General features: G+C 52.3%; 26 protein-coding genes and 1 riboswitch. Of the genes, 6 read left to right on the plus strand and 20 right to left on the minus strand.

Annotated elements, in window-relative coordinates; translation table 11 throughout:
- Positions 1 to 100: 100 nt before the first annotated feature.
- The gene (locus tag LKE23_RS06870; RefSeq protein ID WP_291976609.1) at positions 101 to 1,321 is read right to left on the minus strand and encodes an NAD(P)/FAD-dependent oxidoreductase; all 1,221 of its coding nucleotides are present in this window, start codon (positions 1,319 to 1,321) and stop codon (positions 101 to 103) included.
- A gap of 23 nt (positions 1,322 to 1,344) precedes the next feature.
- Positions 1,345 to 2,247: a prenyltransferase gene (locus LKE23_RS06875; RefSeq protein WP_291976610.1), complete on the minus strand. Its 903-nt coding sequence runs from the start codon at positions 2,245 to 2,247 to the stop codon at positions 1,345 to 1,347.
- Positions 2,248 to 2,321: 74 nt separating this feature from the next.
- Here LKE23_RS06875 and LKE23_RS06880 point away from each other — a divergent pair, with 74 nt between their 5' ends.
- On the plus strand, positions 2,322 to 3,299 hold the full coding sequence (locus LKE23_RS06880) for a polyprenyl synthetase family protein (RefSeq protein WP_291976611.1): 978 nt from the start codon (positions 2,322 to 2,324) through the stop codon (positions 3,297 to 3,299).
- A gap of 18 nt (positions 3,300 to 3,317) precedes the next feature.
- On the opposite strand, the gene cydC is transcribed toward LKE23_RS06880, so the two are convergent.
- The 5 genes from cydC to LKE23_RS06905 form a co-directional block, all read right to left on the minus strand.
- Complete coding sequence (gene cydC / locus LKE23_RS06885; RefSeq protein ID WP_291976612.1) at positions 3,318 to 5,066, minus strand: thiol reductant ABC exporter subunit CydC; 1,749 nt, start codon at positions 5,064 to 5,066, stop codon at positions 3,318 to 3,320.
- Complete coding sequence (gene cydD / locus LKE23_RS06890; protein ID WP_291976613.1) at positions 5,066 to 6,775, minus strand: thiol reductant ABC exporter subunit CydD; 1,710 nt, start codon at positions 6,773 to 6,775, stop codon at positions 5,066 to 5,068. The genes cydC and cydD overlap by 1 nt, the downstream gene beginning before the upstream one ends.
- Entirely contained in the window at positions 6,775 to 7,791 is a 1,017-nt protein-coding gene (gene cydB, locus LKE23_RS06895; protein WP_291976614.1) for a cytochrome d ubiquinol oxidase subunit II, read from the minus strand. The genes cydD and cydB overlap by 1 nt, the downstream gene beginning before the upstream one ends.
- On the minus strand, positions 7,792 to 9,225 hold the full coding sequence (locus LKE23_RS06900; RefSeq protein ID WP_291976616.1) for a cytochrome ubiquinol oxidase subunit I: 1,434 nt from the start codon (positions 9,223 to 9,225) through the stop codon (positions 7,792 to 7,794).
- Positions 9,226 to 9,476: 251 nt separating this feature from the next.
- On the minus strand, positions 9,477 to 10,028 hold the full coding sequence (locus LKE23_RS06905) for a TetR family transcriptional regulator (RefSeq protein WP_291976617.1): 552 nt from the start codon (positions 10,026 to 10,028) through the stop codon (positions 9,477 to 9,479).
- Between the two features lie 136 nt (positions 10,029 to 10,164).
- Here LKE23_RS06905 and LKE23_RS06910 point away from each other — a divergent pair, with 136 nt between their 5' ends.
- Entirely contained in the window at positions 10,165 to 10,890 is a 726-nt protein-coding gene (locus LKE23_RS06910; protein ID WP_291976618.1) for an ABC transporter ATP-binding protein, read from the plus strand.
- Positions 10,890 to 12,002, plus strand: coding sequence for an ABC transporter permease (locus LKE23_RS06915; protein WP_291976619.1), 1,113 nt, complete (start codon positions 10,890 to 10,892; stop codon positions 12,000 to 12,002). Before LKE23_RS06910 ends, LKE23_RS06915 begins: the two co-directional genes overlap by 1 nt.
- Positions 12,003 to 12,135: 133 nt before the next feature.
- Here LKE23_RS06915 and LKE23_RS06920 read toward each other — a convergent pair whose 3' ends face one another.
- Both LKE23_RS06920 and LKE23_RS06925 read right to left on the minus strand, forming a co-directional pair.
- The gene (locus tag LKE23_RS06920) at positions 12,136 to 13,533 is read right to left on the minus strand and encodes an SLC13 family permease (protein ID WP_291976620.1); all 1,398 of its coding nucleotides are present in this window, start codon (positions 13,531 to 13,533) and stop codon (positions 12,136 to 12,138) included.
- A 17-nt stretch (positions 13,534 to 13,550) separates the two neighbouring features.
- Positions 13,551 to 14,531, minus strand: coding sequence for a hydroxyacid dehydrogenase (locus tag LKE23_RS06925; protein ID WP_291976621.1), 981 nt, complete (start codon positions 14,529 to 14,531; stop codon positions 13,551 to 13,553).
- 138 nt (positions 14,532 to 14,669) lie between these two features.
- Between LKE23_RS06925 and LKE23_RS06930 the strand changes: the two genes are divergently transcribed.
- Positions 14,670 to 15,620, plus strand: coding sequence for a LysR family transcriptional regulator (locus LKE23_RS06930; RefSeq protein WP_291976622.1), 951 nt, complete (start codon positions 14,670 to 14,672; stop codon positions 15,618 to 15,620).
- A gap of 75 nt (positions 15,621 to 15,695) precedes the next feature.
- On the opposite strand, the gene LKE23_RS06935 is transcribed toward LKE23_RS06930, so the two are convergent.
- The 11 genes from LKE23_RS06935 to LKE23_RS06985 form a co-directional block, all read right to left on the minus strand.
- Positions 15,696 to 15,908 carry a hypothetical protein gene (locus LKE23_RS06935; RefSeq protein ID WP_291976623.1) on the minus strand — a complete coding sequence of 71 codons (213 nt, stop codon included), beginning with the start codon at positions 15,906 to 15,908 and terminating at the stop codon, positions 15,696 to 15,698.
- A 72-nt stretch (positions 15,909 to 15,980) separates the two neighbouring features.
- Positions 15,981 to 16,442: a 6,7-dimethyl-8-ribityllumazine synthase gene (gene ribH, locus LKE23_RS06940; RefSeq protein WP_291976624.1), complete on the minus strand. Its 462-nt coding sequence runs from the start codon at positions 16,440 to 16,442 to the stop codon at positions 15,981 to 15,983.
- Positions 16,443 to 16,444: 2 nt separating this feature from the next.
- Positions 16,445 to 17,626, minus strand: coding sequence for a GTP cyclohydrolase II (ribA, locus tag LKE23_RS06945; protein WP_291976625.1), 1,182 nt, complete (start codon positions 17,624 to 17,626; stop codon positions 16,445 to 16,447).
- Complete coding sequence (locus LKE23_RS06950; RefSeq protein WP_291976626.1) at positions 17,626 to 18,228, minus strand: riboflavin synthase; 603 nt, start codon at positions 18,226 to 18,228, stop codon at positions 17,626 to 17,628. The genes ribA and LKE23_RS06950 overlap by 1 nt, the downstream gene beginning before the upstream one ends.
- Complete coding sequence (gene ribD / locus LKE23_RS06955; protein WP_291976627.1) at positions 18,221 to 19,285, minus strand: bifunctional diaminohydroxyphosphoribosylaminopyrimidine deaminase/5-amino-6-(5-phosphoribosylamino)uracil reductase RibD; 1,065 nt, start codon at positions 19,283 to 19,285, stop codon at positions 18,221 to 18,223. The genes LKE23_RS06950 and ribD overlap by 8 nt, the downstream gene beginning before the upstream one ends.
- Positions 19,286 to 19,442: 157 nt before the next feature.
- Positions 19,443 to 19,586, minus strand: a riboswitch (FMN riboswitch).
- Between the two features lie 290 nt (positions 19,587 to 19,876).
- Positions 19,877 to 20,275, minus strand: a complete 399-nt coding sequence (locus LKE23_RS06960) for a type II TA system antitoxin MqsA family protein (RefSeq protein ID WP_291976628.1) — start codon at positions 20,273 to 20,275, stop codon at positions 19,877 to 19,879.
- A gap of 11 nt (positions 20,276 to 20,286) precedes the next feature.
- Complete coding sequence (locus tag LKE23_RS06965; RefSeq protein WP_291976629.1) at positions 20,287 to 20,580, minus strand: type II toxin-antitoxin system MqsR family toxin; 294 nt, start codon at positions 20,578 to 20,580, stop codon at positions 20,287 to 20,289.
- Positions 20,581 to 20,716: 136 nt separating this feature from the next.
- Positions 20,717 to 21,355, minus strand: a complete 639-nt coding sequence (locus LKE23_RS06970) for an ABC transporter permease (protein ID WP_291976630.1) — start codon at positions 21,353 to 21,355, stop codon at positions 20,717 to 20,719.
- Positions 21,348 to 22,118 carry an ABC transporter ATP-binding protein gene (locus LKE23_RS06975; protein WP_291976631.1) on the minus strand — a complete coding sequence of 257 codons (771 nt, stop codon included), beginning with the start codon at positions 22,116 to 22,118 and terminating at the stop codon, positions 21,348 to 21,350. Before LKE23_RS06975 ends, LKE23_RS06970 begins: the two co-directional genes overlap by 8 nt.
- A complete protein-coding gene (locus tag LKE23_RS06980) occupies positions 22,093 to 22,743 on the minus strand; it encodes an ABC transporter permease (protein ID WP_291976633.1) in 651 nt (216 codons plus the stop codon). The genes LKE23_RS06975 and LKE23_RS06980 overlap by 26 nt, the downstream gene beginning before the upstream one ends.
- Before the next feature lie 22 nt (positions 22,744 to 22,765).
- Positions 22,766 to 23,665: a glycine betaine ABC transporter substrate-binding protein gene (locus LKE23_RS06985; RefSeq protein WP_291976634.1), complete on the minus strand. Its 900-nt coding sequence runs from the start codon at positions 23,663 to 23,665 to the stop codon at positions 22,766 to 22,768.
- A gap of 168 nt (positions 23,666 to 23,833) precedes the next feature.
- On the opposite strand from LKE23_RS06985, the gene LKE23_RS06990 reads away from it, so the two are divergent.
- Positions 23,834 to 24,289 (plus strand): Rrf2 family transcriptional regulator, encoded by a 456-nt coding sequence (locus LKE23_RS06990; protein WP_291976635.1) that lies wholly within the window; start codon positions 23,834 to 23,836, stop codon positions 24,287 to 24,289.
- 1 nt (position 24,290) lies between these two features.
- Entirely contained in the window at positions 24,291 to 25,154 is an 864-nt protein-coding gene (locus tag LKE23_RS06995) for an SDR family oxidoreductase (RefSeq protein ID WP_291976636.1), read from the plus strand.
- The last annotated feature ends 24 nt before the right edge of the window (positions 25,155 to 25,178 follow it).

Here is a 25,178-nt window from a genome sequence, read left to right on the forward strand (position 1 = left end):
GTCAGTTTGCCCCCCTTTTCCTTTGATTTTAGCACGACACAAGGGCCAGCTGGGATCTAGAAGTGATCCCAGCTGGCCCTTGTTAAGTCACGATTCAATTCTAGTGGTAAAGGTCGAAGCGCCCCTTAGCAAGCAGTTCCTTGACGCCACCGGTTTCCAGCAGCGATTTGTTCATGATCATCTTCTTGACCACTGATGCCGGGTAGCCCTTAGTTGAATGACCCATGGCCACACCAAAGGCCCGGGTGTTCCCGACCGAGGCCACCGTCCCCAGTGACTTATAGGTATAGGCTCCCGGCCGGCTGGTCCCCTTGACGCGCGCAGCAATGTCTTTGGCAACGTAATTGGCCATCGAAAGCGCAATTTGGGCGGTCGTTGGATACGGCCGCTTGCCGTCAGGTGGCATAACGGCTGCATCGTCACCGACCATGTACACCTCATCATGATCGGGGGCGGTCAGGTGAGCACTGTCCATTACCCGACCACGCCGCGCTTGCAAGCCAGACTCGGCCACGATCGGGCTGCCGCTAACCCCGGTCGTCCAGATGATGGTGTTTCCACTAATTTTGTGGAGTGGGGCACCATCCTCATCACCGGCGCCCTTGTAGAGAACCACGCCCGGCTGGATTTCCTGAATCAGGGCCTCGGTAGTGATGTTGACGTCCAGCTTCTTCAGCAGGTTCACCCCGTAGTCCGCCAGCTTGTCATCAAACATCGGCAGCAGACGCTTAGAGGCATCCACGATTTCAATCTTAATCTGATCCGGACGCACGCCCGCCAGTTCAGCGTAACGCTTCCGGCCATCCGCCACGGCCCCGGCAAGCTCGATCCCGGAGAAGCCGGCTCCGCAGATAATGATCTTCAGGTTGTTTTCGTCCTTGGTTTGCCGATAGTCCTTCATTTGCGCGGTGATATGATCACGAATTGCCTCAGCCTGATCAACATTGGCCATCGGCAGGCTGTTCTCCTCTGCGCCCTTGATGCCAAAAGTTTCGGAAACAAAGCCCAGGGCAAAGACACAGTAATCATAGGAAAGCGGCTCGTGCTTAGCAAGTTCTACCGTCTTCTTTTCGATGTCCACCTTATCCACGTGGTCCTGGATGAAGGTGGTCATCTTCGGATCCAACACGTCAGCAATCGGGAAGAGGATCTTGCTTGCCGGTAAATTTCCAGAGGCAACCTCATGCAGGTCGGTTGCTTCGTAGTGGTACGAATTTTGGTCGACCAGTGTGATGGCGACCTCCCCGCGCAGCTTTTTTTGCAATTCAACAACCGTTTTCAGGCCACCGTAACCGGCACCGAGCACTACAACTTTCTTCATTTTGTTCTCCTCCATTTCTAAAATCAAATTATAATTCCAAACCAATAAGTTATCAGTTGGGTAGCTGAACCAACAAGCAGGATCTTGACCGCACAAATAAATGTTTCAGTTTTGATTTGCTTTTGAGCCAATAGCTTGTTCTGGTGATAAGTAAACGGTAAAATAACCAGTGAAAGCCAAACTGTCCAGGGGGCAACACCAAGCAGCGGCGAGATAACGATCATCACGAAGGCAAGGATGTTCTTGATGCTAAAGGCAGCTAAGGCATTGCGCTTGCCAATGAAATGAACGATCGTCTTGCGATGATTGTCCTCGTCCTCCTGGGCATCACAGATGTTGTTGGCGAGCAGCAAGTTAGAAATCCACAGTTCATCCGGCAGAGCAACCACCAGGATTCGCCAAAGCGTTGCCCAATTCCAGGTAAAGTACTGGTAGGCATTCAAATAGACGCTCAGCAGGGTAATCATGACGCCCATCGTAAAACCGGCCGCGATTTCGCCAAATGGCAAATTCGAGATCGGATAAGGCCCCGATGAATACCAAATGCCAATCGCAAAGCAGAACATCCCCATCCAGAGGACCGGCCAGCCAGCGCGATACACCAGCCAGAATCCCATCAGGGCAGCAACCACGGAAAAGGTCACCAGTAAGGCCAACACTAGCTGGGGTGATAAGTTTTCGCGCCCAATAATGTTGGTTTTTTGCTTATAGTTTTGCTGATCGACCGCATGGTTATAGTCGTTATAGTTGTCCAGCATGTCAACGGCCATATTGAACAACAGCATTGCAACAAAAAAGATAATTGCTAGCGTCCAGTTAATCGAGTGAAAATAATAGAGGCTAAAGCCCATCCCCAAGAGGAAGGGAACCACGCTGGCCGTCTTGGCCTTGATTTCAACAAGTTCTAAAAAAACATCTAGTGCCACCAAACCACATCCTTTCGGTATATTCGGTATAATTAAAGTTAGTTAAATTCATCAAAACAAGGGAACTAAGCAGCATGAATAATCAATGGCAATCTTACCCGTTTATTAACACACAACTTCAAAGCGTCAATCAATGCATCCAGAACCGGATCAGCTGCAATAACGCCGATCTTCAGCAGGCCCTGCTCGCCATGGCCAACAACGGTGGCAAATATCTTCGTCCCGCCGTTTTGCTGACGATTGGGCAGATCTGTGGTGCCAAGGATGAGGAGCGGCTTATCAAGCTCGCCGCCTCAATTGAGATCCTTCACATGGCCACGCTTATCCACGACGACATTATTGATGATTCACCGCAGCGACGGGGCGCGGTCAGCATTCAAACGCGTTTCGGCAAGGACACGGCCGTTTACGCCGGCGACCTGCTTTTCACGGTCTTCTTCAAGCTGCTTTTAGAGACGGTTCCCGACTCGGACTATTTGAAAGTGAACGCGCACACAATGCGCAAGATTCTCAATGGTGAGCTCGGTCAAATGGACCAGCGTTTCAATACCACGCAAAGTCTCAAGAGCTATCTACATGACGTTAATGGTAAAACCGCCGCTCTCTTCCGGCTTGCCGCTCAGGAGGGAGCCTACTTTGCCGGCGCCTCTTCCCGAGCTGTCGCCATGGCGGCCAAGTACGGTCAAAACCTCGGGATTGCTTTTCAAATGCTGGACGACATTCTCGACTATACGGGCGATCAGTCTCTTAATAAGCCGGTAATGGAGGACCTGGCTACCGGGGTCTATTCCCTGCCATTGCTTCTGGCCCTGCAACAACCGGCTGCGGCGGCCGAACTCAAGCCATTGCTGGCCAAGCGTTACCAATTAACCGCCACCGACATGGCCAGCGTCCAGCAAATCGTTGTTGCTAGCGGTGCTATCGAACAAAGCCGGACACTCGCGGGCAAGTTCACCCAAAAGGCGCTCGCTTGTCTGCAAGCGTTGCCGGACAGCCGTTCCCGACGATTCCTAGAAAAGATGACTAAGCGGCTGCTCAAACGCACAATCTAAGTTTCTGCCGACCATGGCTTACCGGCCCTGGTCGGCTTTTTTTAATTCCCGGTAGCGGGCACTGGTTTGCCATAGGCCACTCGGGGTCCCCTGCATCGCTAGTCGTCCCTCTTCAACGAAGATCACCTGGTCGAAGCGCTCGATCCCTTGCAGGTGGTGGTTAATCCAAATCAGCGTCTTGTCTGCCAGTTGATCGAGGATCGTGGTGATGACCGCCTGTTCCGTAATCGGATCCAGGCCCACCGTCGGCTCATCCAGAAGAACAATCGGGGTGTTTTTCAGGAGGATCCGGGCCAGGGCCAGTCGGTGACGCTCACCGCCGGAAAAACGCAGACCTGCTTCATCGACCTTAGTTTCGATTCCCTTTGGCAAATCCTCAACCATCTTTTTCAGGCCAACCCGCTTCAGGACGTCCCAAATTTCAGCATCAGTAGCCTCCTCGTTACCAAGGCGAATGTTATTGGCAATGGTGGTGTTAAAGAGGTAGGGCTGCTGGTTGATCACGCTAATGTAATCAGCAATCTGGTCGCCAAAGTGATCCGTCGCCACCCCGTTAAGCTTAACCGAACCGTGTGTTGGCGTTCGGTCGCCACGAATAAGGGCCGCTAACGTACTCTTGCCGGCGCCGCTTCTGCCGAGGATTGCCAATTTTTCTCCCGGCTCAATCGCCAGGTTGATCCCCTGCAGAACCTCCTTATCGGTCCGCGGATATGCGTAGTGCAAGTCACTAAGCTCCAGTCGATACGGGGCCGTAATCGTCGGCACCGTCCCGGAGGCCTTTACCGAAGGATTCAGGTCGTTCAGCCGGACCAGTGAATTTGTATAAACGTTAGTTTCCTGGGCTGCAGCGGGCAGCGGAGCAAGGGCATCAATTAGCGGAAAGACGGCAAGGACAAAGGCCGCAATCCAATTGGCCGGGCCACCAGCCTGACCGCCAAACCGCCAAGCTCCCCAGATAACCAAACTGATCACAACGACTAGGATCAGCTCTTGAACCAGAAAGTCCCGGAAGTGCTCAAACTTCCGCATTGAACGGCCCACCTGCTGGTAGCGTTGCTCGTTTTGGTCGTGGAGGCGAAGGTAACTATCACCCCGCCCCGCCAGAACCCAATCGGCAATCCCCATTACGTTGTCCGTCAGGTTGACGTAGAGTTCGTCCTTGGCTCGCTTTTCATACTCCTGCCGGGCACCGTTGACCAGGACCGACCAGAGCGGAATGGCAAAGATAATCAATCCAAAAACCACCAGCATCCAAAGGCCCAGCAATGGCGAGAGAAAGCCTAATGCAACCACGATGATGGCGTATAGGCCCCAGGCAACGAACATCGGAAAAATTGTTCGCAGATACAGGTTTTGCACGTGCGAAACATCATCCGACAGCAGTCCAAGAATGTCGCCAAGCTGATACTTACTGCTAAATGACGCGGCGTCGTGTTCGAGCGTGTCATACAGCTTTTGCCGCAGGCGAGAGGTCATCTTCAACACCCAATTATGACTGACCAGCCGTTCCAGGTAGCGGAAGGCCGGCCGGGCAATCCCAAAGGCCCGGGTGAGGACGATCGGCACATACACCAGCAGGATGTTTTCCGGTCGGGTCGCCGACTTGCTGATCAAAAATCCGGCCGAAAACATCAGTCCTGCACCGCAGACGAAGGTGATGATCCCCAACGTGATTGCCAGCACCAGCGTTTTGCGGTAGCGGTAAAGAAACGGCCGGACCCAGCGATCGTGTTTCAACGCCCGCAGCAGTGGAATTTTCTTTAGCATTAGTTCTCACCCCGCATTTCCTTCATTAGCCGTGTAAAGTAGCCACCCTTGGCTTGCAGCTGTTCAAAAGTCCCCTGCTCAACCAATTCACCATGGTTCATCACCAGAATGTAATCCATTTGTTTCATCCAGTGCAACCGGTGAGTGGCAAAGAAGACCAGCCGGTTCTCCATCAGTGGCAGCATTCGTTGTTTTAAGTCCATTTCCGTTTCGATGTCCAGGTGCGCGGTCGGCTCATCAAAAATCATCACTCGCCGTTTCTGGTCCAAAAAGGCCCGGGCCAGGGCAATCCGCTGGGCCTGTCCGCCGGAAAGCACCCGGCGGCCGCTGCCAATCACGGTATCGAGGCCGTCCGGCAAATCGCTCAGGAGGTCATCGAGACCGACGACGTGGATCGCCTGCAGCACCTGCTCATCGCTGACATTGGGCGTGTAGAAGGCCACGTTTTCCCGCAAAGTCGCCGTAAACACATACGGATTCTGGGGGATGTAGAGCAACTGTCTGTGCCAGGCCGGAATATCCAGGGTGGTCGTCTCTCGTCCCTGAATCTTAATCTTGCCGGCGCTGGGGGTCAGAAAGCCACTGAGCAGGTTAATCAGGGTCGTCTTGCCGGCGCCACTCATTCCAATAATACCGATCTTTTGGTATCCCTGAATATCCAATGAAATGGGCTTGATGGCCATGCCATTCGGGTATTTGAACTCGAGGTCGGTTAACTGCAATTGGTCGGCATCAGTCCAGTCGTGAAGTGGCAGCTTAGCCACTTTAGCATCCGGTTCGTCAATCAGCTGCCGGATCGCCTTAAATGAATTTTTCCCGTTCAATGTCGCGTGAAAATCGCTGGCAAAATTTCTGATGGGTAAAAAGTATTCCGGTGCCAGAATCAAAATGGCCAGGGCCGGAAAAAGGCTCATTTTACCGTTAATCAGGCCAAACCCTAGGTAGACGGCGATTACCGCAATTGAAAGGGTCGTAAAAAAATCAAGGGCAAAAGTCGACAGCATGGCAATCTTTAGGACCCGCATCGTCCGTTCCCGGAAAAGCTCGCTAGAATTGAAGATACTCCTGGAATAGCGCTTGCTCAGGCCCAGGTACTTCAGGGTGTCAATTCCGCGCAGCGAGTCGATAAAATTATTTGATAATTTCTGAAAGTTGCCAAACTGCTTTTCTGCCTTCGCCTGGGCGGCCTTGCCGAGGATAATCATGAACATCACGATCAGCGGATACATGATCAGTAAGATCAATGCTGACTTGAGATCCAGGAAACCCGCTGCAATTAAAAGCAGCACGGGAACAATCATCATCGTCAGCACCTTGGAAAAGGTCAGCTTGATGTAGTCACGCACCTCGCTGATGCCATCGAGGGCCATCGTGATCATGCTCCCGGTCCCCTGCTTCTGAACCAGCGCCGGACCGCGTCGAAAAAGCTTCTGCAGGAGCGCACGGCGCAAATCCTGGGCAGTCCGTCCCGCATAGCCGTCCAGCCAGTGCTCACTCAGCCAGTTCAGCAACTGGCGTCCGGTGAAACAGAGTGCAAAGAGGAGCAACAGCTTCCAATTCAACCGGTCGCCTTGCCATAATTGGGTAATGCTCGCACTGAGCGCCAGGGCTTGCCCAATAATCAAAAAGGCCTGCAGAACATCGAGTCCCGCAAGCCTTATGCTGATTGATCGAGCTCCTGCGAGCCGAAATAACTCTCGATCAATCATTAATCAGTCACTCCAATCCTTGGCATCGCGATCCGCTTCCGGAAAATCCAATAAGCCCAGATTGTGTAGGCCAGAACGCACGGTACCAGGATCACCGTTGCAATCGTCATCACGATCAGGGTGTAGTTGGATGACGAGGCGCTCTGAATCAACAGGTCAAACTTGCTGCTGATTGATGAGATCATTACCCGTGGGAACAGGCCGCAGAAAATCAGTGCGACCAACGAAACCAGGGTCAGGCCGCTCGCCGTGAATGCGTGCCCCTGCTTGTTGGCAAAGGTGGCCGCGTGGGCCCAAACGGAGAAGCCGACGATCAGAACCAGACACAGCAGCGTGGCGATCGGATGAACCGCCAGGAAGTCGGTTTGGAAAAGCAACAACAGGGCAAAAATAACCTCACCCAGGTAGAGCACCCAGTAGAAGAAGTGGGCGTAGTTTTGTGCTCGTTCCGAAACCGGGCCCTTAGTCTTCAAAGTAATGTAGTTAAGGCCGTGCAGGTAGGTCAAAAGGGCCAGGGCAATCCCACCGACGATTGAGAACCAGTTGAAGTAGTCAAAGAAGTGGGCATGCATGTTACCGGCCGCATCAATTGGCATTCCCTTGATCATGGAGATAAACATCACCCCAAAGAGGAAGGGAACGAGGAAACTCGTTACGGCCATAATCCGCTCCCAGATCGGCTTCTTCTCATCCGGACTCTTTGCCCGGAATTCAAAGGAGACGCCCCGTAGAATCAGGCCAACCAAAATGAAGAGCAGAATCAGGTAGTAGCCAGAAAACAATGTCGCGTACCAGTACGGGAAGGAAGCAAACATCGCCCCACCGGCAGTAATCAGCCAGACTTCGTTTCCGTCCCAAACCGGACCGATCGTCTGAATGATTTGAGCACGCTCCCCCTCATTGTGGGCCAGCGTCCCCACGGCCATACCAACACCGTAATCGAAGCCGTCCAGGAAGAAGAACCCGGAAAACAGGACCCCGATTAGTATGAACCAAAGTATTTGCAGAAATGACATTTAGAAGGCCCCCTTTGCAAACGGATCCGTTGCTTTCTTGTCCGCTTGGGCAGCATCCCATTCCACTGGATCATTGCGCAGGAAACGAACGATCAGGGCAACCAGAATAGCGGCCAGCGACGCGAACAGCACGAAGTAAATGATATTCGACGTCAAGAGCGAGGCCACGGAAACGTTTGGCGAAACGCTTTGCTGAATAGTGAAGAGACCATAGACCGTCCATGGAACCCGGCCAAACTCAGTAATCAGCCAGCCAGAGGTATTGGCGAGGAACGGTGAGAAGGTCATGAGGGCGATGACCCAAAGCATCCAGCGGTGATTGTAGAGCGTCTCCTTGCCCCTTCGTGTCGTAATCAAACCGACCAAGGCAACTAGGAACATAAGGGCGGCGAATCCACACATGACCCGGAAGCTCCAAAACAGCGTGTTGACCGGAACGTAGTAGCTCATCTTGTGCCCGTCAATGTGGGTCCCGTAGGTCTTTTCGAGTTGGGCATTCACTTCGTCCATCCCCTCAACGGAACCACTTAATTTGTGATAAGAGAGCAAGCTTAAGACGCCAGGAATCTCAATCTTACCATTAACCTGGTGAGTCTTCGGATTGGCAATCCCGACAACCGTCCAGGGAGCCGGACTCTTCGTAGTCTTGTAGACCGCTTCGGTAGCGGCAAACTTCATCGGCTGCTCCTTAATCAGGTACTGCATCTGCATGTCCCCGGCGCCAATAGAACCCAGGGAGAAGATCAGCATTAACCACAGGCCAACCCGCATCGTCTTGTGGTAGATCTTCTTGTTTTCAGCGGATAGCTGCCGTTTCTTCAGCAGCTGGAAAGCAGCCAGGCCACAAATAATGGTGGCCCCGGTCAGCAACGCGCCCATCAAGACGTGACTCAGTTCAAAGATCAGCTGCGGATTAGAAATTAAAGCGCCAAAGTCGGCCATTTCCGCCCGGCCGTTCCGGATCGTGTAGCCAACCGGATGCTGCATAAACGAGTTCGCGGTCAGAATCCAGAGTGCGGACGTAATGGTCCCAAAGACGATCATCCAGATAAAGAAGAGGTGCAGGCCCTTCTTAACCCGGTCCCAAGTGAAGACCCACAGGCCGATGAAGGTCGATTCGATGAAGAATGACAACAGGGCTTCGAAGGCCAGCGGCGCACCGAAAATGTCTCCCATGAATCGAGAATAATCAGACCAGTTCATCCCAAACTGGAATTCCTGAATCAAGCCGGTAACAACCCCGACGGCGAAACTCAGCATGAAAATGTTCCCCCAGAACTTCGTCATCTTTTTGTATGACGGGTCCTTGGTACGGACATAGAGTGTCTCCATAATTGCAACGACGAACACCGTCCCAATTGAGAACGGCACAAAGAAGAAGTGAAAAATTGTCGTCATTGCAAATTGGAAACGAGCTAAACTAACAATACTCATTGCTAATCTCCTCCAATTTACCAAATACCTTATCAATCACTCAATAATAATTGCTTCTTATATTTCATAGTGTACCCCTTAAACCGCTTACTTTCAAATAATATATTCCATTTTGTTTAAATATCAGTCGATAAGTATTTTGCTATTTTTTATGCTCATGGGTCCACAAAAAAGGGACTAACCAATTACCATTTTGGCCGGTCCCTTTGGGGTTATATAATTTTAAGATCATTCTAAACTATTGGTATGACTTATGACAAGACGGTCATCATCACCCGTTTCAGCTCCTTAATCTCCTCCTCGTTCGGAAAGCGCCCCATCAAAAGAACGTGCCGGACCATGTTGACGAAGGCACCGGCGCAGAAGTCGAGCGTGAATTCGGAAGGCCGGGGAGTGATCACCTCGTTCAGCGTCTGTTCAACCCGGCGGTGCAGTTGGCTTTGCAGGCTCCGCTCATCGTACTGGATTTGAAACAGCTTGAGAATCAGCTGGCGGTGGCGGAATAGTTCATCGTAAATCCCGTTTGCCCGGCCCAGAAGAACAAAAGTCGTCAGTGATTCATGCTCTTCCATCTTTTGGGCCCGTTTGGTAAGCAAGCGATCAAAAATTGCCAGCATTTCAGCCGTGAGCTTTTCCGTCAGGTCATACTTATCCAGGTAGTAGTTATAGAAGGTTTGGCGGTTGATCAGGGCCCGTCTAGCAATCTGGGTCACGGTCACCTCACGGAAGGATTCTTCCTGGAGCAGTTCGACGAAGGCATTTTGGATCATCTTCTGGGTTCGCTGGGCTTGCAGGCTTGCCATATCATCACCTCATTGATAGCTGTCATTATTTGTGACACATGTCATGATCAACGACAATTCTAGCACAACTGGGGATTGTCGGCTAGGCGGGCGCATTGGATAATGAGGGCAATAAAACAACACGGGAGGAATTAAAATGCAAAACCTACTCGACATTCGCCAGCTTGAGAAACGGTTCGGCGACCAGGTCGTCCTCCGCGGCGTCAATCTCCAAGTCACCGCCGACCGGATCACCGGCCTGATCGGTCCCTCCGGCTCAGGAAAGACCACCCTGATCAAGACCGCCCTCGGGATGGAAAAGAGTTCCGGCGGGTCCGCCACGGTGCTGGGCAAAACGATGCCTAACCGCCTGGTCCTGGCCAAGATGGGCTACATGGCCCAGAGTGACGCCCTCTATCTTGACCTGACCGCCCGGGAAAATCTCCAGTTTTTCGGCCAGATGAAGGGCCTGACCGGGGCGAAGCTCAAGGACGACATCGAACACGTCGCCGGGATTGTCGACCTGACTGCCAGCCTCGATAAGCGCGTCCAAGCCTTCTCGGGCGGGATGAAGCGCCGGCTGTCCCTGGCCATCGCCCTGCTCGCCAGCCCGCAGCTGTTGATCTTAGACGAGCCCACCGTTGGCATTGATCCTGCCCTAAGCAAGCAGATCTGGGCGGAGTTGAAGCGGCGGCGAGACGCGGGCTGCGGCGTTTTGGTCACCACCCACGTCATGAGCGAGGCCGAACAGGTTGATTCCGTTGCTCTCCTGATGCAGGGGACGATCATCGCCAAGGACACCCCGCAGAACCTGAAAAAGCAATACCAGGTTGACTCGATCGAAGACGTCTTCCTTAAGGCAGAAAAGGAGGTGGAAGACTAATGCGCACCCTTGCAATTACCAACCGAATCGTGAAGGAACTGAGTCGGGACAAGCGGACGCTGGCCCTGCTCTTCCTCGCGCCAATCTTCATCATGTGGCTGCTCTCAATCATGTTTTCCGCCAACACCAAGCCCCACGTGACGATTGGGACCTACAACGTCAGCTCCTCCCTGGTCCAGCGGATGGACAAGGTCAAGAACGTCAGAACTAAGGAGTACGGCTCCAAGGCCGCCGCACAGCGGGCACTGAAAGACTACCGGGTCGACTCAATCGTGACCAAGAGCGGCAGCAACTACCACGTCCGCTACGCCAACATCGACTCGACCAAGACGGCACTGTCTCGTCAGGCCTTCCAGCTGGCCCTGCAGAAGACCCAGGCCACGGCGACCCAGCGGACAATCCACAAGCTGGTGGCAACCTTGCCGGCCAGCGTCCAGGCCCAGCTCGGCAAACAGCAAGCTGCGGCCGTTCCGTCGGTGAAGTCCTCCTACCAGTACGGGGATCACAACACCAACTTCTTCTCCAAGGTAATCCCCGTCTTCATGGGCTTCTTCGTCTTCTTCTTTGTCTTCCTGATTTCGGGAATCGGCCTGCTCAAGGAACGGACCAGCGGAACCCTCGACCGCCTGCTGGCCACCCCGGTGCGGCGCGGTGAAATCGTGGCCGGCTACATGATCAGCTACGGGGCCGTCGCCATCCTGCAGACCGTCGTGATCGTCGCCACCACCATCTGGCTGCTCAAGGTTGAGGTCGTCGGCAGCCTCTTCTGGGTCTTCGTGATCAACTTCCTGCTTTCCCTGGTCGCCCTGGCCCTTGGGATCTTCATCTCAACCTTTGCCTCCTCGGAATTCCAGATGGTCCAGTTCATCCCCCTGGTGGTCCTGCCGCAAATCTTCTTCTCCGGCCTGGTGCCGTTGTCGGGAATGCCATCGTGGACCGTCGCGGTTTCTAAGATCCTGCCGCTGACCTACGCCAGCAACGCCATGAACGACGTGATCCTCAAGGGCGGCGGCTTCAACGCCATCGCCGGCGACCTCTGCGCCCTCTTGGTTTTTGGGATCATCTTCGTGGTGCTCAACATCATCGGGCTGAAGCGGTACCGGAAGGTTTAAGCGAACAATAGCAAAGCTTGATCAAATACCACAACCTTGTTTCTTTCGGGTTGTGGTATTTTTAAGTTTCCAAAAAAGTCCAGGGTAGCGTGGATTACCCTGGACTTTTTTGAAATAGGTTTTATAAGCATTATTAAGCAAGATGCATTAATTGCCATAATGGAACGCAAGCTAATAGCCCAATAATATTTAATATCATGTAGCCACTTGACGACATTGCCAACGCTTTTTTAGTAAACATGTGATTCTGCACTGCTGCTTCCCCTGTAATAAATGGTGGATTCATATACTGAAGCAGCCAAATGTTAACACTTGTTGTCACAATCAAAATTAACAGCGCTGGATTAAAGGCCATCTGACTGAAGAAGGGAACAAATGCCAAAATCACCAAAGTACCGCAAGAGATAGCTGACACTACCACAAATTTTAGAAGATAGATCAAAAGTGGAACAATCACAACTGCCAGCCAAATATTATTTGTCACCGGACCCAATACTGGTTGTAAAATCTGACGGAGCCAAGTCGTCAAGTTTACTTTCTGCATTACATTGCCAAGCGCAATTACGGAGCCAACAAAAAGCACCGTACTCCAGCTGACCCGGCTGCCCAAGTCTTTGCCAGTAAAGACATGACAAGCGGTTAGAATTGAAACACCAACAAGTGCCGTTACCGCTGCAGGAATGTGCAAAATATCTTCAAAAACCCAAAAGACAATTGCAACTAAAATCACTACTGCCGTGATCTTTTCTGCAGAAGTCATCGGTCCTAGATCAGCTAATTGTTTTTTTATAAAGTCATTAGATACCCGATGATCATCATGAGGCTTAAACATAATTTTAAGCATATAGAAGCCCAGTACCAAAATAATAATTGTCCACGGCAGCATCAATAGCAGCCAGTTCCCCCAACTAAGCGTATCCTGCACCTTAGCAGGAAGAATACCCTTAAAGGCATAATTACGAGCCGTTGCCGAAAGAAAGCCTGATTCCGTTACACAGAACCCCCACATTGCTGCTAGAAACAGGCCCGCGGATCCCTTACTACGGTCGCGATATCCCAGTGCCTGACTAATTCCCTGCGCGATGGGCGCACTCATGGCGTTCCGCGGATGATCACTGGGAATCAGCGGTGAAATGATTGTACCTGCCGTCAGTAAGGCTAGTACCTGTCCACTAAAGTTAGCCGGGAACAGGGACATAATCTTAAAAGCAATTCGCTTTATTAGACCCGTCTTTTGCGCAGCTGCTCCCAATGCCAAACCACCAATAATAATCCACATTGTTGGCATCGCAAAATCACCGAACGCAACTTGAAACTGAACATGACCCAAAATTATCCAGGACGCCATCATCAGCAAACCAGTGGCAAAGGTCGGCATTACATTAAAAATCCAAAAAACATTTGCCACAAGCAATGAGGCCAAGACGACCATTCCGTTATGATTAAGCCCTTGTGGAACGGGAATTAAGTAGGCGACGATTCCTCCCAAAACAAGGCCAATTATTCCTATTATTAATTTCCGATGTTTCATTATTTTCACTCTTCCCTTTATTTTGCCAACACGTCTGGATTAACAGCCCCGTTTGGAAGTTTGCCATCAAAATAGTCAATAATAGATTGGGCTGCTCCCACGGCTTGAGCACGGCTGGATTCTAACGTTGTTCCTGCAAAATGCGGCGTTAAAATGATGTTCGGTACATCAAAAAGCAGATTGTTGTCGAGAGGTGGTTCGACTGAATAAGAATCAATCGCTGCTCCCGCAATCACTTCCTGTCTTAAAGCCGTTGCCAAATCATTTTCGTTAATAATCCCGCCCCGTGCAGAATTAATAATGTAGGCAGATGATTTCATCTTCTTTAGTTCATCAAGCGTTATTAGATTTTGCGTTTCGGGTGTCAGGGGCATGTTAATCGAAACAAAATCAGCTTGACTAAGAGCGTCGGCTAATCGTGGAATAATCGGAATTGTTTGCTGTTTGGCGTAAGGATCATAAGCAACTACTTTCATCCCCAGTGGTTGCGTCAGTTGGGCAATCACTTTCCCAATGTGCCCCAATCCTAGAATTGCCAACGTTTTACCACGAACCTCATGCCGATTTAAGTTAAAGTAGTTGGTGAACCCCGTTAAGGAATTAAAGTTTTTTAATTGGCTTCGCTGCTCTCTGAATGTCCGCTGTGCCCTTTCAACTCCCCGACTTAACATTAAAATCATCATCAAAACATACTCTGCAACCGCAAAAGTATTGGCCCCGATTACTCGAGTAACAAGAATTCGATTGTGAGTAGCGGTCTGAATATCGATGTTATTTACCCCCACTCCATGACGAGCAATGATCTTTAAATGATCAGCGGCATTAATAACTTCTGCGGGCAATTCAGTTGACCTGATAATTAACGCATCGGCGTCTTTGATTTCCTTTTCTAGCGTTGGTGTATCAGTACCGTCAGCTATTTTTACAGAATAATGATGCTTCTTTAACAACTCGATTCCAGCAACATCAATTTGCTCACTTACTAAAACTTTTTTCATCCTTTTCACCTCATAAACATGTGATTTCCTTCACACTGCTAATTCTAATGAGGTTATAATGAAATGTAGATTCCCAAATTTGGACGGCTGCGGAACAATTTATTCGCCGCACAGAATGCTAAGGAAGTGCTCAGCTCAATGGATACTGAAAAAGTCAGAAATTTTCTTAAGGTTGTTAATTATGGCAGTTTTAACAGTGCCGCTGATCACCTATACCTAACTCCACGTGCTATTTCTAAGCAGATTCGTCAACTTGAAGATGAACTCGGCATTACGCTTTTTAAGCGCGAAAAAAATGGAATAACCCTCACCGGGGATGGCAATGCATTCCTGCCAATTGCAAAAGAGATTATTAATAATTACAATCAAGCGCTGCTCATCAATTTGCAGCATACACAGCACCAAATTAAAATTGGCTATTGCTCCGCTTATCAAGGTGCACTTATTGCCGCTATTCTGGGAAAATATCGCAATTTAAAGCCATCGGCCCACTTTGTCTTTAAAGAAGACAGTGCTGAAGCGCTCGCCCAACAGGTCATCACCGGAGCGGTTGATTTGGCCGCGGTTCCTGACGAACAGCACCGCCTTTCTAAAATTGACCCCCACTTAGCGACTATTAACCTAATGACCGGCGAATGGGGAGTTGGCATTAGTCGGTCAAACCCACTAAGCACTGCTAAAAAGATAAGCCTGGAAAGCCTCACTGCATTGCCATTACTGCACCATAGCTTTAACGATTCTGACTTCTTCCCTGATAGCTATAAGGCTGCATTTGGCGGACTACTGAAAAACTGCCAAATGCAGCGAATCCCGACATTGGAACAGCGAAATCTTTTAATTGCATTTGATCAAGGGTTTGGGCTGTTCCCCCTTCCCCTCATCGGCTTGCTTTCAAATCCTCAAAAGGGGTTAATTAAATATTGCCAGATTGCTGACAACGTTCCCAAGGAGTATCAAGTATCGCTTCTTTATAATTCTGCCAACCACACCGCTTCATTCGAGGCGTTGAAGGAACACATTCAGGAACAAAATAAAATTGGAAACTATCGCCAGCTTTTCAATCGGGGCCTCAAAAATTTGGAGGAATAATTTTTATTACACAGAAAAAATTGCCAAATAAAAAATAACGGTGCAATCTCCTCCGGGAAACTGCACCGTTGTTTTTTACTTTGTACTATTTTCTTCTTCCGCTTCCGTGCGTTGCTTGTAGCGCCGCCACTCCGTTACGAAGGTGAAGGCAAAGGCACTGGCGAGAAAGATAATCAGGATGACTGCCTGAAGCCACTTGGCACCGTGCAGGCTGTAGGTCAGCACCAGAAGTACCAGGCTGATCAGCGCAACACTGGTCGTTGCCCGGCGATTACTGAAAAACTTCATCGAAAATTCATCCCCTTCACGCGATTTCTCTAATGATAACACATCACCGGTGCCCGTGCTGATTGGCCGTCGCTACAGGGAGCGTGCCAAGCTGATCATCTCAAGCAGGCTCTGCGCCGTGCTGGCCCCCTCGTTGCCCATCTTGAGTCCGGCTCGCTGCATGGCCTGCTCGATGTTGTCCGTGGTCAGGATGCCAAAGGTCACTGGAATCTTGCCCTGCAGATTCAGGTCCATGATCCCGCGGGTCACGTTCTGGCAAATCAAATCGTAGTGGTCCGTGTCGCCCTTGATCACCGCACCCAGGGTCATGATGCCGTCGAAGCGCTCGCTATCCATTAGTTTTTTCGCCGCAAAGGGAATCTCAAAGGCCCCCGGGACGTGGTAGACGTCAATTTGGGCAGTCGGGACGCCGAACTTTTCGAGGGTCGCCACCGCCCCTTCCTTGAGCTGGCGGGTCACCGTCGAGTTGAAATCGGCGACCACGATTGCGATGCGCAGGTCCTGCTGGTCAAATTTGCCACTGAATTCATTCATGATTATGCCTCCAAATTTAATAGGTGATGAAACTTGTGCTTCTTGGTTTCCAAATATTTGTGGTCGTAGATGTTGGGCGCGATCTCCAACGGCAGGCGGCGGTTGATCGTGATCCCGTCGAGTTCGAGCTGATCAATCTTATCCGGATTGTTGGTCAAAAGGTCAACCTTTTCGATCCCCAACTGGCGAAGCATCCGGGCGGCTAGTGCATATTTGCGCTCGTCGGCCCGGAAGCCGAGCTGCTCGTTGGCCTCGGCCGTGTCCGCGCCTTCCTCCTGCAGTCGGTAGGCCTTGAGCTTGTTGCGCAAGCCGATGCCCCGCCCCTCCTGACGCAGGTAGAGAATCACGCCCCGGCCATTGGCTTCAATCCGCCGCATCGCCTCGTGGAGTTGGGGCCCGCAGTCACAGCGCAAAGAGCCCAGGACGTCGCCGGTAAAGCATTCGGAGTGCAGGCGGACCATCACCGGCGCCGATCCGGAAACGTCACCCTTAATCAGGGCCAGGTTGTCCCCGGCGAAGTAGTGCAGACGAAAGCTGCCGTACTTGCTGGGCAGTTTGACCTCCTCTACGGGTTTACTCACCTCGCTCTTGCGGTATTCCTGGAGATCCTTGATCGTGATGATCGGCAGGCTGTATTCCGCCGCCATCTCGTGGAGTTCCTTGGACCGGGCCATCTCCCCGTTGGACTTCAGGATTTCACAAATGTAGGCAACCGGCTCCGCCCCCGCCAGCTTGGCCAGGTCGACCGCCGCCTCTGTATGACCATTTCGTTCCAACACGCCGTTTTCCTTGGCGACCAATGGGAAGATGTGCCCGGGCTTGTAGAAATCAGCGTTGACTGCCTGCGGGTCCGCCAGGTGGGTGATCGTCCGCCAGCGGTCAAAGGCCGAGATCCCGGTGGTCGTCGTCTTGTGATCCACGCTGATCGTAAAGGCGGTCCCGAACGGGTCGGTGTTATCTGCGGTCATCTGTCCTAGTTGCAAGCGCCGGGCCACTTTGGGCGCCATCGGCACGCACATCAATCCCCGCGCGTACTTGGTCATGAAATTCACCTTCTGGGGCGTCGCTTTGGCGGCCAGGCCGATCATGTCGCCCTCGGCTTCCCGGTCCAGATCGTCCATCACAATCACCAGGCCCCCGTTCTTTAATTGCGTTAAGGCATCCTGAATTTTCTTGACATCCATTATTTCGTCCCCACTTTCAGATTTGCGGCTACGTACTTCCCCAAAATATCCGTTTCTAAATTCACCGAATCGCCAACCCGCAGCGAGTCGAGGTTGGTAATCGTCTGCGTGTGCGGAATCAGGCCGACGCTGAACCGGTCGCTTCCCGTCTTCATCACGGTCAGGCTGACACCATTGAGCGCCACGCTGCCCTGGGCCACCACTTGGGTCCGCAAGCGTGGCGGCAACGACAGGGTCAATTCGATGGCGTTTTCGTTTTGCCGGCGGGCCAGTACGGAAACCACCTCATCGACGTGGCCGGTAACGATGTGGCCCTCGAGCCGGCCGCCAACCGCCAGCGACCGTTCCAGGTTCACCCTGTCGCCGACTTGGCGGTCTTTAAAGGTCGTCTTCTCAAAGGTCTGCGGCATCAGAGTGACCGTGAAATCCCGGTCGTTAAAACACTCCACGGTCAGGCAGGTCCCGTCGATGGCAATCGAATCCCCAACCTTGATTCCATTGAGAAAATCCGCTGGCTGCGGTGCGATTCCCATTCGAATAGTCTCGCCCTCCTGCTTGAGCTCACTGATTCGGCCGGTTCCCGCAACTAATCCACTAAACATCTTCATCCACCCTTTCTTCAATCCTGACGTTGTCTCCCAATTGTTCAATTGCGACGGCCCGCGGTGTGACCAGGTGCGCGGGTTGGAAGCCAGCCAATCCTTGTTGGCCAAGCAGTCGTGGGCTCAGGTAGGTCAACAGCTCGTTTACCAGGCCGCTGTCAAAGACGGCGCGATGAATCGTCGGGCCACCCTCGACGTACAGCGACTGCAAGCCCCGTCGACCACACTCCTTCACCACGGCGGCAATCGTCGGGTGCGCCTGGCAAATCACCGTGGCATTGGTCGTCGCCAGTTGCGCACTCAAAGCGGGGTTAGCGGTAAACACCCAGGTCGGCGCGGCCCGGTCATGAAGGATCCGCAGCTCCCGGTGCCGCCCCAATCTGCCCCGGCGATCCAAAATGATCCGTACCGGCGGAAAGTCCGTCCGGGCCGTGGTCGTCAGGAGCGGATCGTCAACAATTGCGGTCTGGCTGCCGATTACGATTCCATGAAACCAGGCTCGCTCCTGGTGCACCCGTTCGTACACCAAGCGGTTAGTGATCGCCGTTCGGGTGCCGGGCGCGCTCGTCACCTTGCCGTCGAGCGACAGGGCCTGTTTCAGCGTCACCCACGGCCGTCGGTGACGAAAGTAGAAGTTGTAGTGGGGGTTGACCGCCGCTGCTTCGTTTTCCAGCATCCCGGTCTCCACCGTGATTCCGTGGTCCTGAAGCTTTCGGATTCCTTTCCCGGTCACCAGAGCGTGCGGATCCGTCTCGGCGATCACCACCCGGTTGATCCCGGAAGCGACGATCAGGTCCGCACAGGGCGGTTGCTTCCCATAGTGATTGCAGGGCTCTAGGGTCACATAGAGGGTCGAATTCAATAACTGCTCCGGAGAAAGCTTGCTAATGGCGTCGCGCTCAGCATGAATGTCACCAAACGCGTGGGTATGGCCCGTCGCCAGCACCCGCGAATTTTTGACCACGACCGCCCCGACGCGGGGATTTTGCCAGGTCGACCAGTCGGCGAGTTGTGCCTGCTTGATCGCCAAGCGCATCATCTTTTCGTCAATTTGCATTAGCATCTCCTCCTTCCATGCAAAAAAGCCTCGAGAAAATCTTCCCGGGGCCTTACTTGTTTGATCAAAACGCCTTTAAAAATCGAAAACCCGGATAACATTTCGTCATCCGGGGCCATTTCAAGATTAAAAAAGCTGGCAACTGTCCTGCCACGTTTCATTTCTTCTCCCATCCAGACTATCACTGTCGGTACCAGACTCGCACTGGTTCAGCCGCTGACCAGAGCGATCAGCGGGTCACGGACTTCAAGCATTGCTTGTCACCGTCGGTTGGGAATTGCACCCTGCCCCGAAGAAATTATTAATTCGACTTAATTTCAGTCTAGTACCGAACCGCTAATTTGTAAAGGCGACCAGTTTGTCAATTAAATATCTGATAGAGCCTTGCCAACGTGCAAAAAGGTTTAAAAGGGTTTAAAAGAAAATCGAAAGTTTAAAAAGGTTTAAAAGAAAATAGCTTTTTATGGAAGAGAGATGCGCTTTCTTGCCTGTTTGACAAAAATCCAGTTTTGCTGTTGCTTAGGCTAAATTCGCGGGAGTGGGAAGACGAACTCGCAAGCGAGTCCTGTCCCACTCCCTGCCCCACCGCTTTTAATTTTCCAGTAAATCCGCTGCTTGACTGTCAGCAATAAATTCGCGCATCACTTGCTCATCCTTAATCAAAATTTTCAACAAGCGATTGTTCCCAGTTGTTGGCAATTCTCCTGTCTCATACAAGGCAACGGTTGATGGACTCCATCCAACCACCTTGGCAAATTCGCGTTGTGTTAGGTGCCATTTTTGCCGTAATGCTTTAATTTCTTGCGGAGTTACAACCTTATACCGTTTGCGATACTGAGCGCGGGCAAGGGCCAAGGCCTGGTCATCTAGTGCCGTGTCTGCCACAATCCGATCGGTCTCACAGTCAAACCGTGCCGGAGCACTAACGCTAATTTCACTGCCACGAATATTAAAGGTATTTGTGTAATTTTTGACGTATGTTTTACTCATAAATGCTCCTCCTAGTAACTACTCTCGTGAAACGAAATAAACTTAACCCACCCGAAATCATCAGTGAACTTGCATTTGATGTAATATACAATGCCAACATCTGTTTTATAAATCCAGAGATATTCCCCGGGATAGGCCCGATCTTCACTCTTCTTAACGAAGTCGTTAATCGTCAACTGCTCTACGATAATTTTAGCCGCCGCAAAAGAAACAGCCCGAGCGTGTGGCGCACGGCGATTAACTAAAGTAAATTTTTCTTCGGCTACCAACATTTTCATAAGCTTTAACGCGAACTCATTGCTCATGCTCTCACCCCTAATTATAGCATCAGTTTGCTATGAATTCATATTTTAGGAGATTCGTCCCCCTATCTTTAAAGTACGTAAAAATTTGAGAATAGTATTAAAAAAATGCCCGAAAAATCGAGCATTTTTATTTCTATCAAATTCTCACCATCTTCGCCCACCGCCGGGTCAGCGCCCACTGCAGCAACCAGATTGCGCCGGCGCAAAGCAAGGTCAGCACCATTGTCAGCAGGATCCCCCAGAGAATCGGCACCACCCGCAGGCTCTGAAGGCCGTCGAAGAGCAGCTGGCCGAGACCCCCGGCATTGATAGTTGCCGCGATCGTCGCCATCGCCATTGTCGATGCCAGGGCAACCTGAATGCCGGAGAAAATTGCCGGCAGGGCCAGGGGCAGCTGTACCCGTGCAATGACCTGCCAGTTAGTCATCCCCAGGCCGCGAGCCACTTCCACCAGGTCCGAATCAACACCCCGGATGCCGGTGATAAATGACCGCAGCAGGATGTATTCGCTGTAAACCGTCAGCACGATCACCGCCGTCCACATGCCAAGGCCCGACAGCGGCAAAAGCAGGGCGAAAAAGGCAAAACTCGGGATTGAATACAGGAGGGAAAAGAAATATACCAGCCCGTTCAGCCAACGCTGGCGCCGGAGGAAAAATAGCACCAGCAGGATCGTGATTAATAGGGCGATCGCCAAGGCGGACAGGACCATCGCCGCGTGCTGTTCCACCTCTAGCAGCATTTGGGGCGCATTTTCTTGCCAGTATTTAATCATTGCCTTGCCCCCACAGTTCCTGGTTCTGCCGGACGGTACCCAGCAGGTCGCGGACAAATTCGGTTGCTGGATGGGCCACTACTTCCCGCGGGGTGGCGAATTGTTCGATTCGTCCTCTGTTCATCACCAGCACCCGCTGCCCCAGGTAAAGCGCCTCGTTGATATCGTGAGTAACAAAGAGGAACGTCTTCCCGGAAAGGGTGGCGTGGATCCGCTTGATCTCCTTTTGCAATTCCAGTCGGGTCAGGGCATCAAGGGCACCAAACGGTTCGTCAAAGAGGACGTAAGGCGGGTTGGCAGCCAGCGCACGGGCCACGCCGATCCGTTGCTGCTGCCCACCAGAAAGCTGGCTCGGATAACGATCCGCGTACTTGCCCGGATCAAGTTTCACCAGTTTCAGCAGCTGTGTTACACGTGAAACTATTTGGTCCTGTTCCCAGCCAAGCAATTGTGGCACCACCCCGATGTTTTGACTGATGGTCATGTGTGGGAAAAGGCCAATCTGCTGAACCACGTAGCCGATGTGACGGCGCAATTCAACTAGGTTATACTCCGCCAGTGGTCGGCCGGCGATCAGTATCTCACCTGCATCTGGCTTCAATAGGCCGTTAATCATCTTCAGCGTGGTCGTCTTTCCACTACCAGAAGAGCCCAGGATCGTTATGAACTCACCCTGGTTGACGGTAAAGGAGAGATCGGGAATGACGGTGTTTGTTCCGAAGCTCTTTTTGACGTGCTTAAATTGAATACTTGCCGTGGCCATTTTTTTGAACCCTCCTAATAAGATAATCAAAACCGAGCATCGAAAACAGTGACAGGAGCGCCACACTGACCGCCCCGATGATGACGTAGGACATGTCATAAAGACCCAATCCCGTGAAAATCAGCGTCCCCAGGCCCCCGGCACCGATGTAGGTGGCCAGGGTCGCGCTGGCGATGATTTCGACCAGGGCCAGCTTGATCCCGTTCAAAATGTACGGCAGGGCCAGCGGGATCTCGATTTGTCGCCGCAATTGACGCCAATCCATCCCGAGAGCCAAGCCAATCTCCTTGTAGGTCGGGCTGACTTCATTAAAGCCAAGGATCGTGTTGATCAAAAGCGGCGGCAAGGCCAGCACGACCAGGGCAATCAGAGCCGGTGCCATCCCAGTGCCGAGAAAGGGGATCAGCAGGAAGAGCAGCGCCAGGCTGGGAATGATCCGCAGCACCTGGGCAAAGGCCGTGCAGAAACTGGCCAACGGTTTGACCCGCGAGCCCAGGTAGCCCAGCGGCAGGGCAATCACCAGCGAGATCGCCAGGGTCAGTAGGCAGAGCTCGAGGTGCTGACCAACGTACTGCCAGTACTGGCCGCTGTTGGTTTGAAAATAGCGAATAATCTGTCTTAACAAGGGCAATTCCCCCTCCTCAATGCTAGTTCATGTTTTGCCGATACCAATTTCGGGCAACCATCCGGTAGTTTTGCCCGTCAACGCTAACCTTTCGATTCAGCCTCGTCAGCTCCCTGTTCGTCAGTTTGGCGTCGACCTTGTTCAGGGTACGCGCCATTTTGGGGCAGCGCTTAGTCGCCTTAATGTTGGCGACCGGGACCAGGTTGTACGGCGGCCAAATGCCCTTATTGTCCTTAATTAAAGTGAACCTCTTCGTCGCCAGCTGACCATCGGTGGTCGATACCGGTGCCGCGTCCGCCTTGCCCTGTTTCATGATCTGATAGAGCAGGCTGGCATCGTAGTCTCTCAGTGATTTGAAGCGGTATTTGCCGTACGCATTTTCCATCGCCGGCAGCGCATCGACGCGTTTTTCGAACTCACCCTGGGAAGCGAACCGCAGCTGCGGGGCCTTCTTCTGGAGGTCGCTCAGATTATTAATGTGATATTTACGCGCGGTCTTCGTCGGCATCCCAATCCCCTGCCGGTCATCACCGGGCGCGTAGTCGAAGGTGGTCAGGTCCTTCTTCTTTACGCCCGCCTTCGCCATCTTGGCCATCTGGACACTCGATTTTCCTCGCCCGTCTTGCTTGAGGTAGGTCTCCACGATCGTTCCCGTGTAGTCAGGGTAGACATCGACCTGGCCTTTTTGCGTGGCGGAAAAGATCACGCTGTTGGCGACGTTGGGCTTGCGGACAACCCGATAGCCGGCATGTTCGAGGGCTAGAGCATAGATTTCGCCAACCGTCCTGCTCTCAACACCGTTCTTGGAGCCAACAATCAACGACTGCTTGCTGGCACTGCTGGGCGTTTCGAACACGCCCAGCATCACCACGAGTGACAGCAGGGCAAGCCCGGTCGCCCCAGCTATTCTTCTAAAATTCATGCAGTTCCGCCTCCGAGTGTAACTTTTATCGTTTCAACTGTCACGATCATATTCTCTAGCTTGCTTTTTGTCAAGTTAATAAAAGCATTAGTTCGCCAATGGTCAGCAATTTAGATACTTGATATTTGTAACTTGATTAATTACAATAATGCCAAAGGACTGATCAAAATGAAAATCTCAACTCGTTTTAGCGACAGTATTCATATCCTCGCTTTTATCAACATCTACGCGGGCAAGATCCCGCTAACCAGCACCAACATTGCCGGAAGCGTCGAGACCTCACCGGTAGTCGTGCGCCGGCTGATGAGCCAGTTGCGCAAGGCTGGCCTGATCACCACCATTCACGGCGCCGCCGATCCCCAACTGGCCAAGGATCCTAGTGAAATCTCCCTCTACGACATCTTCCTAGCCGTCGAGGGCGATTCCCACCTCTTCGCCGTCGACCCCAAGACCAATCCCGAATGCGTTGTCGGTGGCAACATCCAGGAGACCCTGACAGCCTACTATCGTCAGGCCGAAGTGGCGGCTGAGGCCAAGCTGGCCCAGATCAGCCTCCAGGACATCATCAACACGGTCCTCGTCAAGCAGGCCCAAAAGGAAGCGCAACAGAGAAAGGAAGAATAGTATGCAATACATGATTACCGGTGCCACCGGTCACCTCGGTCAACAGGTGGTCGAACAGCTCAGTAAATTGACCGCTAAGGAAAACATTCGTCTCGGGGTCCACACCCCTGCCAAGGCCGCCAAGCTCAAGGACGCCGGCTTTGAGCTGGCCGCCGTCGACTACCGCAATATTGATTCGATGGTGACCGCCTTTCAGGGGGTCGACGTTCTGGTCTACATCCCCAGCATCACCTACAACGTCCAGGACCGGCTCAACGAGTTTGAAAACTCCCTGACCGCCATGCAGCGGGCCGGGGTTCAGAACCTGGTGGACGTCAGTTTCATCGCCGACCAGGCCAACAATCCCTTTCAGATGGCCGGCTACTACGCCTACCTGCCCGCACGCCTGGCTTCATCAGGGCTGAACTACGCGGTCGTCAAAAACGCGCTCTACGCCGATCCGCTGATCCCCTATTTACCAGAACTGATTGAGCGCCACAACGTCATCTACCCAATCGGTGACCAGGCAATGAGCTTCATCTCCCGAACCGATAGTGCGGAAGCGATCGCTAACGTAGCGGTTAAGCCCTACTTGCGCGATCACGGCCAGAACTACCTGCTGACGATGGGGCAGAATTACAACATGGTCGAACTCGCCCGCCTGATGACCGCCGCCACCGGCAAGCAGATTGGTTACGCCCCCGTTTCCGTCCAGGAATTCGCCGACATCTACCGGGCCGAGGGTGATGGCGATGAGCTGGCCTCGATGTACCAGGCCGCCGCAATGGGGCTGATGGACGCAGTCACCAGTGACTTTCGCCACATTACTGGTCACGCCCCGCAGGCGATGGGGGCTTTTTTGAAAGAAAATTACCAACCGCAATAATAAAAAAATAGCAAAAATCGGTAC

It is taken from the genome of Limosilactobacillus sp., assembly GCF_022482365.1.
Classification (GTDB): Bacteria; Bacillota; Bacilli; order Lactobacillales; family Lactobacillaceae; genus Limosilactobacillus.